We start from the raw sequence: 13,126 nt of genomic DNA, 5'->3' as shown, positions 1-13,126 counted from the left end.
CTGGCCGCCGAGCCGTCGGGCGCGCGAAAACCGGGATGACCGCGCCGGTCGACGTCGCGGATACTCCCCACCGTGCAGACCTTCCCCGTGAACCCGGACCGGCTCGACCCGCCGGTGCGACTGACCGACGACGCGGACACCACCTGGCAGCTCGGGAAGAAGCGCCTCGATCTGCGCGCCGTCCGCCGACTGATCAAGGACCCTGCCGTCACCGTCGTCCTGGGCGAGAGCGGCGGCACCCGTCCCCGGCTCGCGGCGGACGGCGAACGCCCCCGGCTCTGGGACGGTGTCAGGACCGGCTACCGGGGCCCCGGTGGCACTGCTTCGGGCGGGCGCTACCTCGCGCACGAGTTCCGCACCGATGGCGACCGCCGCCTGCTCTACCTGGAGGAGCACTGCTGACGACCGCCCGCGCGCCCGACGCGGTGCCGGACCTCCGGCGGAGGTGACTACTCATCCGACCATAGCTTCACGCAGGTTTACGGGCACCGCCTTGAAGCCGCCCCCCTGCCTGATGCACAGTCACCTCCCCTACGGCCAACCACAGTTGCCCTCCCGGGAGTCCTGATGACCGCCACCTCCGCAGCGCGCCGGTCCACCCGGCGTGCGGGCACCGTCTGAAGCTTCCGGGCCGGCCGCCGGAACCCGCCGGGCCGCAGGGGCACCCGCCCCCGCGGCTCGGCGCCGGGCCCCGCTACTGCGGGGCGATCGGGAGCCGGCGCTTGTGGTCGGTGAGGCGGTACCGGTTCAGGATCGTCTCGTACACCGGGCCGTCGACCGGCTTGCCCTCCAGGAAGTCGTCGATGTCGTCGTAGGTGGCGCCGAGCGCGTCCTCGTCGGCCTTGCCCGGGTCGAGCGTCTCCAGGTCGGCGGTCGGGGTCTTCCAGACCAGCTCGGCGGGCGCGCCGAGGGTGGTGGCGACGGCGCGGACCCGGCGCTTGGTCAGGCCGGTCAGCGGGACCAGGTCGGCGGCGCCGTCGCCGAACTTGGTGAAGAAGCCGGAGACCGCCTCCGCCGCGTGGTCGGTGCCGACCACCAGGCCGTCGTGCGCGCCGGCCACCGCGTACTGGGCGATCATGCGCTGGCGGGCCTTGATGTTGCCGAGCACGAAGTCCTGGTGGTGCGCGTCGCGGAAGCCGACGCCCGCGGCCAGCGAGGCCGCCAGCGCCGCGTCGCTCGCGGGCTTGATGTCCACGGTCAGCACCTGGTCGGCCCGGATGAAGGAGAGCGCGAGCTGCGCGTCGTGCTCGTCGGCCTGGACGCCGTAGGGCAACCGCATCGCGTAGAACCGCGCCTCGTGCCCCGCGGCCCGGGCCCGCTCGACGGCGAGCTGGCACAGCCGGCCGGCCGTGGTGGAGTCGACGCCGCCGCTGATGCCGAGCACCAGCGAGCGCAGGCGGGTGCTGGTCAGCCGCTCGGTGAGGAAGGCCACCCGGCGCTCGATCTCCAGCTCGGGGTCGAACCCGTCGGAGACCTGGAGTTCCCTGGCGATCTCCTGCTGCAGGGCGGTGGACGCCGACTCGGTCACGTCTGCTCCTCGTTTCTGTTCACGGGGTGTCACTGTCCGCGAGGCCTCGCCCGCGGTGCTGCCGCGCCCAAACGTACCGAACCGGGGTCGGGCGGATCCGGGCCGGTCCCGGGACGGCGGACGACCGCGGCTTCCGCTTCCGGTCGTCCCGGTATTCCCCCTGCCCATTCCCCGCACCGCACGGCTGTTCCCGGGAAATGCACCCGGGACGTTGGTCGACCGCCGTTCCGCATCCCTTTTCGCCGCCGGGAAAAGCCCCGTGACCCCAGGTCAGCAGGCACTGTCAGTGCTCCCGCATAGTGTGGAACCACCGTCGGAGGGGGCGCCGGAAATGGCGTCGGAATGGCGTGGGAAAAGGGGTATCAGCATGGCCACGAACAGGATCAAGCACAAGGTCAACCACGTGTCGCTGGTGGTCGACAGGTCCGGCTCGATGCGTCAGCACGAGACGCAGTTGGTCCAGGTGGTGGACGAGTTCGTCAAGGGCCTCCAGGAGGAGTCCGACCGCCTCGGCCACGAGACCCGGATCAGCCTCTACGCCTTCGACCACGAGGTGCAGAACCTCGTCTGGGACATGGACTTGACTGCTCCCCCGCCTGAAGGCGGGGATTCCGCCTTCGTTCGGGGGATTTCTGACTCGGGCTGCATGGTCCCGCCCTACGGGCGTCCACGTCTTCCGCCGTCAACGTCAGCCGGGTACGAGTCCAGCCCGGATGAGCATCACGTGTGCTGAGTTCTTGTCTCTCGGGGAGGAGACTTCGCACGCGGTGCAGGTGTAGGTGCGCATTCCCAGCGGCAGTGCATGCTTGGCTCTCGTCATGCAGTGCGCGCAGTCCATGGTGGTGTGCGCGGGGTTGACCAGGTGCACGCTGCGGGCGTGCTTGCGGCCCATCTCGATCAGGGCACGCTTGGTCGCGCCGATGGCGGCGTCGGCAGCCTTCTTGGCCATGGTGGTCCTGGCGAGGAACTTCGGGCGGAAGTCCTCGACCGCTATCGCGTCGTGGTCCCTGACGACCTGCTTGGCCCACTTGCGGGCGGTGTCCTGCCGCTGGTTGGCGACTTTGCGGTGCAACTTGGCTGCCTGCCGCTTGGCTTCGAGGTAGCCGTTGGACGCAGGCTTGCCTTTGGGGGGCTTACGCCGTGCCATGCGCCGCTGGTACTTGGCCAGGGCCTTGGCGGCGGTCCTGCCGTGCTGCGCGTGCGGGAGGTCGTGCCGGTCGCTGGTGGTGGTCGCGGTCTCGCGAACGCCCCAGTCGATGCCGATCACCGCGCCGGTGGCGGGCAGCGGCTCAACGCCGGTGGTCACGACGAACGACGCCCACCAGTGCCCGACCGCGTCGCGGTACACGCGCACCGACGACGGCACGGACGGCAGATCCCGCGACCACACCACGCTCAGCACGATCTCGCCCGCGAGATGCAACCTGCCGCCCTTGAGACGAAAGCCACGGGTGGTGTAGTTCAGGCTGGGCAGCGCCTCACGCTTCTTCTTCGGCTTCGGCATCCCCGCGCAGCGCTGTCGGGGCAGCTTCGCCCTGATGTCCTTGAGTGCCTTCGCGCGGGACTTGGCGAAGTCGCGGATGACTTGCTGCTGCGGCACCGACGCACCGTCCCGCAGCCAGCCCATCGCAGCGCGGGCCTCGGTCAGCATCTTGTCCAACTGCGCCGGACCGCACGTCACCTTGTCAGCGCCTTCGGGGCGCGTCCGGTTGGCGACGGCGGTCTTGCGGGACTGGTGGACGCACTCGTTCCAGATCCACCGACACCGGCCCCACTCCGCCTCAAGGGCGGCGAGAGCGGTGGACGACACGCGCAGGCGGTAGGTGTACCGAGCGTGGCCCGTACCCTCATCCGCTGGCATCGACATCGTCATGACATCATAATCCGTTTCGCGCTCAGACTCCCCGACGACCTCCACCAGCGACTGACCGTACAGGCCACCACCGACAAACGGTCCATCAACTCAGAGATCCTGCACCTGCTTGAGGTCGCCCTGAACCAGGTCGCCACCTCAACGCCGGTCCGCCTTGACGGCGAAACAGCTACCCCCGACCCTCCCCCAGCCTTCGGCCGGGGGTACCCCCACCGCGGGAAGCCGGATTCTTCCCCCGGCTAAAGCCGGGAGCATCCTCCGGTTGCTCGGTGAAGCACCTGCCGTCCCTGAAGGGCCTCTACCAGGTCGACAACGGCGCGACGGCGCTGATCGAGGCGGCCGTGAAGTCGATCGAGGACCTGGAGCACATCTGGGAGGGCTACGGGGAGCACTCCTTCCTCCAGGTCGTCGTCACCGACGGCGAGGAGAACGCCTCCGGCTGCTCGGAGACCGGCCAGATGCACATCCGGATGGCCGCCGGCCGCGGGGCCGCCGTGCTGCGCTCCTGGACCGACCGCATCCGCACCGCGCTGGACGGACTGCCCGACCACTGGACCTCGGCGATCCTGGTCCCGAACTCGCTGGCCAAGCGCACGGCCCAGGAGTACGGCTTCCCCGCGGGCAACATCGCGATCTGGGACGCGGACTCCAGCAAGGGTGTCGAGGAGGCCATCGGCACCGTCAAGTCGGCCGCCACCAGCTTCCTGCGGGGCCGCGAGCAGGGCGTGCGCGGCACCAAGAACCTGTTCGCCATGGGCCAGGACCTGAGCTCGGCCGACGTCGCGGGGAGCCTCGACGCCCTCGCCACCGGCAGCTACGTCCTGGTCCCGGTCGACCAGCAGAGCCCGATCCGCGACTGCGTCACCCGCGCGGGGCACCAGTACCGGAGCGGCTGCGCCTTCTACGAGCTGTCCAAGCGCGAGAAGATCCAGGGCGGCAAGCAGCTCGCCGTGGCCGAGAAGGACCCGACCACCGGACAGCTGACGGGCCGGGTGTTCTCCGGCCCGGCCGCCCGTCGACTGCTCGGCCTGCCGAACTCGGAGGTGGCGGTCAAGCCGGGCGAGAACCCGTCGTACACCGTCTTCGTCCAGTCGACCTCGGTGAACCGCAAGCTGCTGCCGGGCACCAAGCTGCTGGTCATGCTCTAGTCCTCGACCTCCCGCCCGCGCGGCGCCGCGGTCCCGGAGCGGGGCAGCGCGCCGCCCAGGTGCGCGGCGAGCTGCTCCGCCAGCCGGGCGGACGGGCCGCGGCGGCGCCGGGCCAGGGCCAGGCCCAGGTGGCGGCGCGGGCTCGGGTCGGCCAGCGGCAGCGCGACCAGGTCCGGGTGGTCGGCCAGGCCGATCGCCGGGATCAGCGCGATGCCGATGCCTGCGCGGACCAGCGACTGGGCGAACTCGTAGTCGGTCGCGGTGCACGCGATCCGCAGCCGGACCCCGGCGAGCTCGGCGTACCGGGCGAACTGGTCGGCGGACTTCCGGCAGCCCAGGATCCAGCGCTGGTCGGCGAGTTCGGCCAGGTGCGGGGGTTCGGGCCGGCGCCGGTGGCGGACCGCGGCCGGGTGGTCGCGGGGCAGTACCACCCGCAGCGGGTCGGTGCCCAACGACGTCCAGTCCAGGCCCGACCGGTCCCCGGGGCGGCCGGGCGGCGGGCCGTCGAAGTGGTAGGCGAGGGCGAGGTCGGCGCGCCCTTCGCGGACCGCGGGCAGGCTTTCCTCGGGCTCCGCCTCCAGCACCGTCAGCTCCACCTCGGGGTGCTCGGCGGCGAACGCGGCCAGCGCTGCGGGCAGCAGCCGCCGCCCGGCGCTGGCGAAGGTCGCGACGGTGAGTTCGGCCCGGTCGGCGGCGAGCCGGTCCAGGCGCTGCTGGGTGTCGGTCAGCTCGGCGGCGATCGCGTCGGCGGCCTCCACCAGCAGGCGGCCCGCGTCGGTCGGCACCACGCCCCGGGTGGAGCGCTCGACCACGGCGGTGCCCAGGCTCCGCTCCAGCGCGGCGATCTGCTGCGAGACGGCGGACGGCGTGCAGTGCAGCACCGTGGCGGCCCGGTTGAAGCTGCCGAGCCGGGCGACCTCGCGCAGCACGGCCAGCCGCTGGACGTCGATCAACAGTTCTCCTTGTGACGGGGTCAGCTGATCGAGACTACCGCTGTTGATCACCGCCGCGCAGACTGGCCGTCAACGAGACCGGGAGGCCTGGGAATGGACGTGTGCGTGATCGGTGGGAACCGGTACTTCGGCCGGTTGCTGATCGGGGAACTGCGGGCGGCCGGCGCCGCGGTGACGGTGGTCAACCGGGGGTCCGCGCCCCCGCCGCCGGGGGTCACCCGGCTGCTGGCCGACCGCGACGACGAGGCGGCGCTGCGCGCGGCCCTGGGCGACCGCAGCTTCGACGCGGTGGTGGACCAGGTCTGCTACACGCCCCGCCAGGCGGCCGCCGCGGCCCGGGTCTTCGCCGGCCGGACCCGGCGCTACGTGATGACCTCCACCGTGGAGGTCTACGCCGAGCTGGACGGTGCGGCGGTGCGGGAGGAGGCCGTCGATCCGTCGCGGTGGCCGGTCGACCTCGCGCTGCCGTGGCCTGACCGGCAGTTCCGGGATCAGCACTACGGCGAGGGCAAGCGCCAGGCGGAGGCGGTGCTCGCCCGGCAGGCCCCGTTCGACACGGCCTTCGTGCGCACCGCGCACGTCCTGGGCGGGGCCGACTTCACCGGACGGCTGGCCCACTACGTCGAGCGGATCGCGCAGGGCCGGCCGGTGCTGGTCCACCCCGAGCCGCGGCCCGCCTCCTTCGTGCACGCGCCGGAGATCGCCGCCTTCCTGGCCCGGGCCGCGGTGGCGGAGTTCACCGGCGCGGTGAACGCGGCCTCGCCCGGGACGCTGGACGCGCGCGAGCTGTGCGCGGCGATCGGGCGCGAGCTCGGCGTCCGGCCGCGCCCGGTGGTCGGGACCGGCGAGGCGCTCTCGCCCTTCTCGTTCGCGCGCGGCTACCCGATGGACACGGGCCGGGCGCAGGCACTGGGCTTCCGGTTCTCCGCGATCGGCGCCTGGCTGCCGCAGGCCGTGCGGGAGGCGCGCGGATGACGCCCGCCGGCGAGCGCACGGTCGGCGGTGTGCCGGTGGGGGCCGTCGGCCTGGGGGCCATGCCGCTCTCGGTGGAGGGGCGCCCGGACGAGGCGCGGGCGATCGCCGTCGTGCACGCCGCGCTGGAGGCGGGCGTGCGGCTGATCGACACCGCCGACAGCTACCACTGGCACGCGGGCGAGCTCGGCCACAACGAGCGGTTGGTCGCCCGTGCCCTGGCCCGGTACGGCTCCGGTGCCGACCGGGTGCTGGTGGCCACCAAGGGCGGGCGCGGCCGGCCCGGTGACGGCTCGTGGACGGTCGACGGGGATCCCCGCCACCTGCGCCGGGCGGCCGAGGGTTCGGCGGCCCGGCTCGGCGTGGCGGCGATCGACCTCTACCAGTTGCACAAGCCGGACCCCGCCGTCCCGTTCGCCGACTCGGTCGGCGCGCTGCGGGAGCTGGCGGACGCCGGGACGATCCGGATGGTGGGCCTGTCCAACGTGGACGTCGACCAGATCCGCACCGCGCGGGAGATCCTCGGCCCGCGCCTGGTCTCGGTGCAGAACCGCTTCTCGCCGGCGCACCGGGCCGCCCGGGACACCCTCGACCTGTGCACCGAGCTGGGTCTGGCGTTCCTGCCCTGGAGCCCGTTGGGCGGGATCTCGGTCAGCGCGGTCGACGAACCGGGTACGGCCGCGCCGCCCACCGACTCGGCGTTCCACGTCGTGGCGCGGGCGCGCGGGGTGAGCCCGCAGCGGGTCTGCCTGGCCTGGCACCTGGCGCAGTCCCCGGTGGTGGTCCCGATCCCGGGTGCCCGGCGCCCGGCCTCGGTGCGGGACAGCGCGGCGGCGGCCGGGCTCACCCTGTCGCCGGGCGAGCTGGCCCTGCTCGGTGACGGACCGTCGACACCGGCCCGAGGCTGACGGACCGTCGACACCGGGCCTGGGCGGACGGACCGTCGACACGGGGCCTGGGCTGACGGACCGTCGGCCTCAGCACTGCCGGTAGACGTGCTTGGCGTTGCCCGGGCCGGTGACGTCGTGGTCGCGGCGGACCACGGCCATCTCGGCCTTCGCCTGCCGGCAGGCCGCGCCGAACCCGGCGTCGTCGTACTCGATGTCGAGCACCCGGCCCCCGTAGGCCGCCAGGTACTGCCCGCACTCGTCGGTACTGCCGCACTCCTCGGCGACGGCGAAGTCGAAGCCGACCTCCGCGCGCCGGTCGAGGATCTCGGCGCCGTTCTTCTGACCGATCGCCAGCCCGTCGGCGTGCGCGCGGCGGGCGAGCAGGGCGGCGAAGGCGACGGCGTGCGACGGGTCGAGCAGGCCGTCGGAGCGGCTGTAGGAGTCGAGGTTGTCGGGCTCGACCGCCTGGAAGCCCTTGGCGGCGCACCCGTCGATCCAGGTGTACTCGATCTCGGCGAGCGCGGCCCGCTTGGCCTCGGTGCCGACGTCGAGCAGCGGCTCCTGCCAGGCCTTGTCGATCACCTGCGCGCCCTTGCGGTCGCGCAGCAGCAGGTCGGGGTGGTGCTGCCGCCACCACTCCTCGCTCCCGGGCTGCACCTGGAAGGCGTTGAGGTAGCAGATGCTGTAGAGCCCCGCGGCCGGATCCGCGCCGCTGTCCCGGGAGACCACGGTGACACCCGCGGGGGCCGGATAGGGTTCGCCGATCTGGTAGTCGAACCTGGCCCCGACCGGCGGCGGGACCACCGGCCGACCGGACGGCACGGTCGGCCCGGACGGCACGGTCGGCATGGACGGCGGCGACGCGCTCGGCACCGGGTTCGGCGTGCCGTCCGACCGGTCGGAGCCGTCCGAGCCGCCGGACCCGCCCGAGGAGCAGCCCGCCACCAACGACAGCACCACCAGGGCCGCGCCGACCGCGCCCGTTCCAGCCCACCGTGCCCGCATGCCCGACTCCCCGTTCCGCTCGCCTCGGCACCACTGTGCCCGGTGCGGCATGAGCGTTTGATGAGGCGCGGACGGGTGTCGGCTACGGCTTGATCGCCACGCCGGCGTAGAACGAGACCTGGGCGTCCGCCACCTCGGCGTCGATGCCGCCGTCCCCGTCCTTCGGGTGCCAGCGGTGTGCGGGGACGATGCCCGGCTCCAGCAGGTCCAGCCCGTCGAAGAAGGTGGCGAACTCGGCCTTGGGGCGCAGCCGCAGGGTGGTGCCGGCCTGGTTGTAGATCTCCTCGACCTTGGTGGCCCCGGCCGGGTCCAGCTCGGCGGTGGCGTGCGAGAGGGCCAGCGCCGAGCCGGACGGCAGCGGCTCCAGCAGCCGGCGCACGATCCGGTGCGCCTCGTCCAGGTGCGGCACGAAGTGCAGCAGCGCCACCATCGAGAGCACCACCGGCTGCCCGAGGTCGAGGGTGGCGGCCACCTGCGGGGTGGCCAGGATCGCCTCCGGGTCGCGCACGTCGCCGTGCACGTAGGCCGTCCGCCCCTCCGGCGCGCTGGTCATCAGGGCCCGCGAGTGCGCCAGCACCACCGGGTCGTTGTCCGCGTAGACCACCCGTGCGGCGGGCTCGACCGACTGCGCGACCTCGTGCAGGTTGGGCGAGGTGGGGATGCCGGTCCCGATGTCGAGCCACTGGCGCAGCCCGCGCCGGGCCAGCACCCGGGTCGCCCGGTGCATGAAGGTCCGGTTGGCCCACACGGCGGTCCGCATGGTCGGAAAGACCGTCAGCACCCGCTCGGCCGCCTCGCGGTCCACCGCGTAGTTGTCCTTGCCGCCCAGGAAGTAGTCGTACATCCGGGCGCTGTGCGGGATGTCCTGACGGATCAACGGGCTGATCGGCTCGTCGGGCCCGAGTTCGCCCGCCGACTGCCACATGCCGCCCACTGCCATCCCCTGCTCCTTCTCGATCACTTCAGGCAGGCGGCAGTCTAGTCATATCAGCGGACTCACAGGTGACATCCAGGTGGACAAGTATGCGCAGCTCGTGGCCGGACGACCGGCCCGGCTCACTGCGGGGTGCCCGCCCGCAGCTCGACGGGCAGGGCGGCCGAGAGCTGGGCGGCCAGCGTCTTCGCCTGCTGCTCGGTGAAGTTGCCGCTGATCTGCGCGGCGCCCCCGGTGATCGGCTGGGCGACGTAGGGGTGCGAGACGACGCCGCCGTCCAGCACGATCGCCAGCTGGTTGGCGGGATCCTGCTGGGTGGCGAGCTTGCCGGTCATGGCGGCGAACGCGGCCGAACCCTCGGCGTCGAAGCGCAGGTTGACCGTCCAGGCACCCTGTTGCTGCCCGGCCGTGCTGTCGGCGACGTCGCTGCCCTTGACCGCGACCGGACCCAGCGCGAACTTGTACCGGGCCTGGCCGGGGGTCGCGAGCGCGCTGTCGCAGGCGACGGTGTCGGCGGTGGCGTCGGCGGCCGGCCCGGCGCCGCCGGAACCGGCCGGTGCGGTGGCGCAGTTGAGGGCGGTGAACTGCTGCTGCAGCGCGGCGGGCACGGTCCCGGTGTCGAACGTGGAGCCGGTCAGGCCTCCTGACCCCGTGCCCCCGGGCGCGGGCGCGGCCGGGGTGCTCGTCACGGGGCCGGTCGGTGCGCCCGGGATCACCAGCGAGGCCAACTCGGTCGCCAGGACCGGTCGGAACACCAGCACCGGCTGGTGCCCGAGCGCCGCCGCCACACTGCCCACGGACCCCACCGCGGAGAGCGAGAGGCCGCCCGAGGCCACCGTCACCCGGGCGTCCTTCAGTCCGAGCTTCTCCGCCCGCCGCCGCAACGTGTCGGCGGACTGCTTCAACTGATCGTCACTCAGCGGGTGCTCCGGGGTGTACCCCACCACCGTGCGGCCCTGCCCGGCGGCGGAGTCGGCGGCCGGAGCCGCCTTCTGGGCGTCACAGGCGGTGGTCGTACCGAGCAGGGCGACGAGCAGCAGGGCCGCGCCGGCGGCCTTAAGTGGTGGGGTCATGGCCGACATTGTGTCAGGAACGGCCCCCCGGTGATCCACGAACCGGACCGTCCGGCCACGCATCGTTGTCGCCCCGTGGCCGGCGGGCGCAGCCGACCGACCGCACCCGGCAGCCGGTCGGCGCCGCCGCCTACGCCGCCCGGCTGCGCTCGAAGTGCTGGAAGCCGTCCTCGATGCCGATCACCACGTCCTTGAAGGCCAGGTAGCCCTCGGCCACCAGCGGGGTGTCGCGCAGCTCCTCGACCAGGAAGTAGTAGGCCGTCAGGTCCTCGGTCTCCAGCAGGGCGAAGTCGCTGAACCGGGTCTGGAACGCCTCCGCGTCGAAGAACCGGGCCCGCACCCGGTCCGCGTACCTCTCCAGCAGTGGCGCGACGTGCACGCCGCGCAGCCGGTTGCGCTCGGCCCGGGGCAGGGCCAGCCACTTCGGCGCGAACGTGTAACCGAGCATGACCGTGTACATCGGGGACCCCCTTGGTGGAACCGCCGTTTGCTGACGCTGTAAGCTAATGCTGACAGTGTTAGCAAAGTCAAGGGGAGCCGGATGCCCGACCAGCCGCCCACCCGCCGCGAGCGGCAGCGCGCACAGACCGCGGCGGAGATCCTGCAGGCCGCCCGGCGCCTGCTCGCCGCCGACGGGCCGGCCGCGCTCACCCTGCGCGCCACCGCCCGCGAGGTCGGCATGACCGCACCCGGGGTGTGCCGGTACTTCCCCGACCACCGGGCGCTGGTCCAGGCCGTGGTCGGGGACCTCTACCTGGACCTGGCCGCGGACCTCGAAGCGGCCCGCGACGCCGACCCGGGCGCGCCCACCGCCGAGCGGTTCGCCGCCGCCGCCCGCGCGCTGCGCCGCTGGGCGCTGCGGCACCGCGCCGAGTTCGGCCTGCTCTTCGGCAAGCCCCTGGCCGACGCGGGCACCACCCCCGCGGACCCGGCGCACGACCCGGCCTGGCGCTTCGGCCAGGTCTTCCTCGGCCTGATGACCGACCTGTGGCGCGCGGGCGCCGTCCCCGCGCAGGAGCCGCCGCAGCCCGAGCCAGCCTGGTGGAGCCAGCTGGACGACCTGCGCGAACACCTCGCCGATCCGGTCCCCCAGCCGGTGCTGCACCTGTTCGTCCAGGTCTGGGCCCGGCTCTACGGCCTGGTCGCCCTGGAGGCCTTCGGCCAGCTGGAGTTCGCGCTGGCCGACCCGGAGCCGTTCTTCGAGGAGAACCTGGCGCAGGTGCTGGGGCTCTTCCGGGAGCGTCAGGACGCGCGCAGCGCCGGGCCGAGGTCGGTGGGGGCCGGCCGGTAGCCCAGCCGGGTCCGGGCGGCGGTGAGGTCGAGGGTGCGCTCGTGCGCCAGGTGGCGGACGGCGTAGACGGTGAGGCGGGGGCGGCGGGCGGACCCGGTCGCGCGGGCGAGCAGTTCGGCGGCGCGGGCCGGCGGGAGGGCCACGGCGAGCGGGAGGTAGACGGGGGCGGGCGGGAGGCCGTGGCCGATGAGCACCTCGCGCAGCACGTCGTCCAGTCGGACCGGCTCGCGGTCGCACACGTTGAAGGTCCCGTGCGCGTCGCCCGCGGCGGCGAGCAGGCAGGCGTCGACCAGGTTCGCCACGCCGGTCAGGCTCAGCAGTTGGCGGCCGTCGCCGACCGCGAACAGGCGCGGTCCGCGCGGGGTCCGGCGCACCGCCTGGAGCACCCGCGGCAGCAGCGTGGTGTCGCCGGGACCGTAGACGGCGTGCGGGCGCAGCACGACCGCGTCCGGGCGCAGCCGGCGCACCCAGGCCTCGGCCTGCGCCTTGGAGCGCCCGTAGGGGTCCGGCAGCCGGACCCCGTCGGCCTCGGCCTCCCGGGCCAGGACGGTCGGCCGGCGCGGGTCGTAGACGCTCGCGGTGGACAGGTGCACGAAGCGCGCCGCGTCGGGGAAGGCGGCCAGGGCGCCGCGGGTGGTCAGCACGTTGCCGTGTTCGAACGCCTCGGGGCGGGCCCAGTCGGTGGCCAGCCCGGCGCAGTGCACCACCGCGTCGGGTCGGGCGAACGGGGCCGGTACCGCCGGGCGGGCGGACGGGTCGGCCAGGTCCCAGGAGAGGTAGGGCGCGCCGCCGACCAGGGCGGGGTCGACGGCCGGGCGCCGGCCCAGCGCGAGCACCCGGTGGCCGGCCGCCCGGGCCGCGCGGCACAGCGCGCCGCCGACGAACCCGCTGGCCCCGGTGACGACGACGATCACGGCGTCCCCTCCCCCACCAGCGCGCGCAGGCGGTCGCGGTCGGGCTTCTCGGTCCGGCCCCGGCGGGGGATCGCGGGCAGGCACTGGATCCGGTCCGGCAGCGCGGCGTGGTCGATCAGGGTGGGCAGCCGCCGGCGCAGCGCCCGGACCAGCTCCGGCTCGGGGACCGATCCGTCGGCCCGCACCGCCAGCACGACGGCCTCGTCCGCGGTCAGCGGATCGGGCACGCCCACGAAGACGGCCTCGGCGACGCCCGGCAGGGCGGCGACGGCGGGTTCGTACAGGCCCGGGTAGAGGTTGAAGGAGCCGCGGATCAGCATGTCCTTGGTCCGTCCGAGCAGCACGATCCGGCCCTCGGGGTCGATCCGGGCGCGGTCGCCGGTGTTGAGCTCGCCGATCGGTCCGCCGCCGAGGTAGCCGATCGCCAGGTGCGGGCCACGCAGCAGCAGTTCGCCCTGCTCGTTCAGGCGCGCCGAGACGCCGGGCAGCGGGTGGCCGGCCAGGTCGCCGGCGCTCGCGTGGTCGAGCTTCGCCCCGGCCTCGAC

14 protein-coding genes and 2 pseudogenes are annotated in these 13,126 nt (G+C 73.7%); 7 read left to right on the top strand and 9 right to left on the bottom strand.

Annotated features, from left to right (window positions below; translation table 11 throughout):
* Positions 1 to 72: 72 nt before the first annotated feature.
* Entirely contained in the window at positions 73 to 402 is a 330-nt protein-coding gene (locus tag ACFW1A_RS07955) for a hypothetical protein (RefSeq protein WP_380406017.1), read from the top strand.
* Between the two features lie 292 nt (positions 403 to 694).
* Here ACFW1A_RS07955 and nadE read toward each other — a convergent pair whose 3' ends face one another.
* On the bottom strand, positions 695 to 1,528 hold the full coding sequence (gene nadE / locus ACFW1A_RS07950; RefSeq protein ID WP_380406014.1) for an ammonia-dependent NAD(+) synthetase: 834 nt from the start codon (positions 1,526 to 1,528) through the stop codon (positions 695 to 697).
* Between the two features lie 367 nt (positions 1,529 to 1,895).
* Between nadE and ACFW1A_RS07945 the strand changes: the two are divergent.
* A pseudogene (locus tag ACFW1A_RS07945) lies at positions 1,896 to 2,135 on the top strand (VWA domain-containing protein); the annotation flags it as partial.
* 81 nt (positions 2,136 to 2,216) lie between these two features.
* Here ACFW1A_RS07945 and ACFW1A_RS07940 read toward each other — a convergent pair.
* Positions 2,217 to 3,395: an RNA-guided endonuclease InsQ/TnpB family protein gene (locus ACFW1A_RS07940; RefSeq protein WP_380406116.1), complete on the bottom strand. Its 1,179-nt coding sequence runs from the start codon at positions 3,393 to 3,395 to the stop codon at positions 2,217 to 2,219.
* On the opposite strand from ACFW1A_RS07940, the gene ACFW1A_RS07935 reads away from it, so the two are divergent.
* Both ACFW1A_RS07935 and ACFW1A_RS07930 read left to right on the top strand, forming a co-directional pair.
* Entirely contained in the window at positions 3,363 to 3,644 is a 282-nt protein-coding gene (locus tag ACFW1A_RS07935) for an Arc family DNA-binding protein (RefSeq protein ID WP_380406011.1), read from the top strand. The two genes, ACFW1A_RS07940 and ACFW1A_RS07935, sit on opposite strands and share 33 nt — an antisense overlap.
* 26 nt (positions 3,645 to 3,670) lie before the next feature.
* The gene (locus ACFW1A_RS07930) at positions 3,671 to 4,549 is read left to right on the top strand and encodes a VWA domain-containing protein (RefSeq protein ID WP_380406008.1); all 879 of its coding nucleotides are present in this window, start codon (positions 3,671 to 3,673) and stop codon (positions 4,547 to 4,549) included.
* On the opposite strand, the gene ACFW1A_RS07925 is transcribed toward ACFW1A_RS07930, so the two are convergent.
* Positions 4,546 to 5,502, bottom strand: a complete 957-nt coding sequence (locus ACFW1A_RS07925; RefSeq protein WP_380406005.1) for a LysR family transcriptional regulator — start codon at positions 5,500 to 5,502, stop codon at positions 4,546 to 4,548. The genes ACFW1A_RS07930 and ACFW1A_RS07925 overlap by 4 nt on opposite strands.
* A gap of 93 nt (positions 5,503 to 5,595) precedes the next feature.
* Between ACFW1A_RS07925 and ACFW1A_RS07920 the strand changes: the two genes are divergently transcribed.
* Both ACFW1A_RS07920 and ACFW1A_RS07915 read left to right on the top strand, forming a co-directional pair.
* The gene (locus ACFW1A_RS07920) at positions 5,596 to 6,477 is read left to right on the top strand and encodes an NAD-dependent epimerase/dehydratase family protein (protein WP_380406002.1); all 882 of its coding nucleotides are present in this window, start codon (positions 5,596 to 5,598) and stop codon (positions 6,475 to 6,477) included.
* A complete protein-coding gene (locus ACFW1A_RS07915; protein ID WP_380405999.1) occupies positions 6,474 to 7,382 on the top strand; it encodes an aldo/keto reductase in 909 nt (302 codons plus the stop codon). Before ACFW1A_RS07920 ends, ACFW1A_RS07915 begins: the two co-directional genes overlap by 4 nt.
* Positions 7,383 to 7,451: 69 nt before the next feature.
* Here the strand turns inward: ACFW1A_RS07915 and ACFW1A_RS07910 are convergent, their stop codons facing one another.
* From ACFW1A_RS07910 to ACFW1A_RS07895, 4 genes are all read right to left on the bottom strand, one after another.
* Positions 7,452 to 8,369 carry an endo alpha-1,4 polygalactosaminidase gene (locus tag ACFW1A_RS07910; protein ID WP_380405996.1) on the bottom strand — a complete coding sequence of 306 codons (918 nt, stop codon included), beginning with the start codon at positions 8,367 to 8,369 and terminating at the stop codon, positions 7,452 to 7,454.
* An 82-nt stretch (positions 8,370 to 8,451) separates the two neighbouring features.
* The gene (locus ACFW1A_RS07905) at positions 8,452 to 9,309 is read right to left on the bottom strand and encodes an SAM-dependent methyltransferase (RefSeq protein WP_380405993.1); all 858 of its coding nucleotides are present in this window, start codon (positions 9,307 to 9,309) and stop codon (positions 8,452 to 8,454) included.
* Positions 9,310 to 9,425: 116 nt separating this feature from the next.
* Positions 9,426 to 10,376 carry a hypothetical protein gene (locus ACFW1A_RS07900; protein ID WP_380405990.1) on the bottom strand — a complete coding sequence of 317 codons (951 nt, stop codon included), beginning with the start codon at positions 10,374 to 10,376 and terminating at the stop codon, positions 9,426 to 9,428.
* Between the two features lie 130 nt (positions 10,377 to 10,506).
* Complete coding sequence (locus tag ACFW1A_RS07895; RefSeq protein ID WP_380406111.1) at positions 10,507 to 10,884, bottom strand: darcynin family protein; 378 nt, start codon at positions 10,882 to 10,884, stop codon at positions 10,507 to 10,509.
* 33 nt (positions 10,885 to 10,917) lie between these two features.
* Here ACFW1A_RS07895 and ACFW1A_RS07890 point away from each other — a divergent pair, with 33 nt between their 5' ends.
* Positions 10,918 to 11,667, top strand: a complete 750-nt coding sequence (locus tag ACFW1A_RS07890) for a TetR/AcrR family transcriptional regulator (RefSeq protein ID WP_380405987.1) — start codon at positions 10,918 to 10,920, stop codon at positions 11,665 to 11,667.
* Here ACFW1A_RS07890 and ACFW1A_RS07885 read toward each other — a convergent pair.
* Both ACFW1A_RS07885 and ACFW1A_RS07880 read right to left on the bottom strand, forming a co-directional pair.
* Positions 11,619 to 12,581, bottom strand: a complete 963-nt coding sequence (locus ACFW1A_RS07885; RefSeq protein ID WP_380405983.1) for an NAD-dependent epimerase/dehydratase family protein — start codon at positions 12,579 to 12,581, stop codon at positions 11,619 to 11,621. The genes ACFW1A_RS07890 and ACFW1A_RS07885 overlap by 49 nt on opposite strands.
* Positions 12,578 to 13,126: pseudogene (locus tag ACFW1A_RS07880) on the bottom strand (long-chain fatty acid--CoA ligase); the annotation flags it as partial. The gene ACFW1A_RS07885 and the pseudogene ACFW1A_RS07880, both read right to left, overlap by 4 nt.

This window comes from Kitasatospora sp. NPDC058965, assembly GCF_042741245.1.
GTDB lineage: Bacteria > Actinomycetota > Actinomycetes > Streptomycetales > Streptomycetaceae > Kitasatospora.
This window is presented reverse-complemented; position numbering and strand designations above follow the sequence as displayed.

What these genes read in the sequence shown, in the direction of transcription:
- ACFW1A_RS07920 (WP_380406002.1), top strand. Translation starts at nt 5,596, where the DNA reads ATGGACGTGTGCGTGATCGGTGGGAACCGGTACTTCGGCCGGTTGCTG.
- ACFW1A_RS07940 (WP_380406116.1), bottom strand. Translation starts at nt 3,395, where the DNA reads ATGTCGATGCCAGCGGATGAGGGTACGGGCCACGCTCGGTACACCTAC.
- ACFW1A_RS07915 (WP_380405999.1), top strand. Translation starts at nt 6,474, where the DNA reads ATGACGCCCGCCGGCGAGCGCACGGTCGGCGGTGTGCCGGTGGGGGCC.
- ACFW1A_RS07900 (WP_380405990.1), bottom strand. Translation starts at nt 10,376, where the DNA reads ATGACCCCACCACTTAAGGCCGCCGGCGCGGCCCTGCTGCTCGTCGCC.
- ACFW1A_RS07905 (WP_380405993.1), bottom strand. Translation starts at nt 9,309, where the DNA reads ATGGCAGTGGGCGGCATGTGGCAGTCGGCGGGCGAACTCGGGCCCGAC.
- ACFW1A_RS07910 (WP_380405996.1), bottom strand. Translation starts at nt 8,369, where the DNA reads ATGCGGGCACGGTGGGCTGGAACGGGCGCGGTCGGCGCGGCCCTGGTG.
- ACFW1A_RS07890 (WP_380405987.1), top strand. Translation starts at nt 10,918, where the DNA reads ATGCCCGACCAGCCGCCCACCCGCCGCGAGCGGCAGCGCGCACAGACC.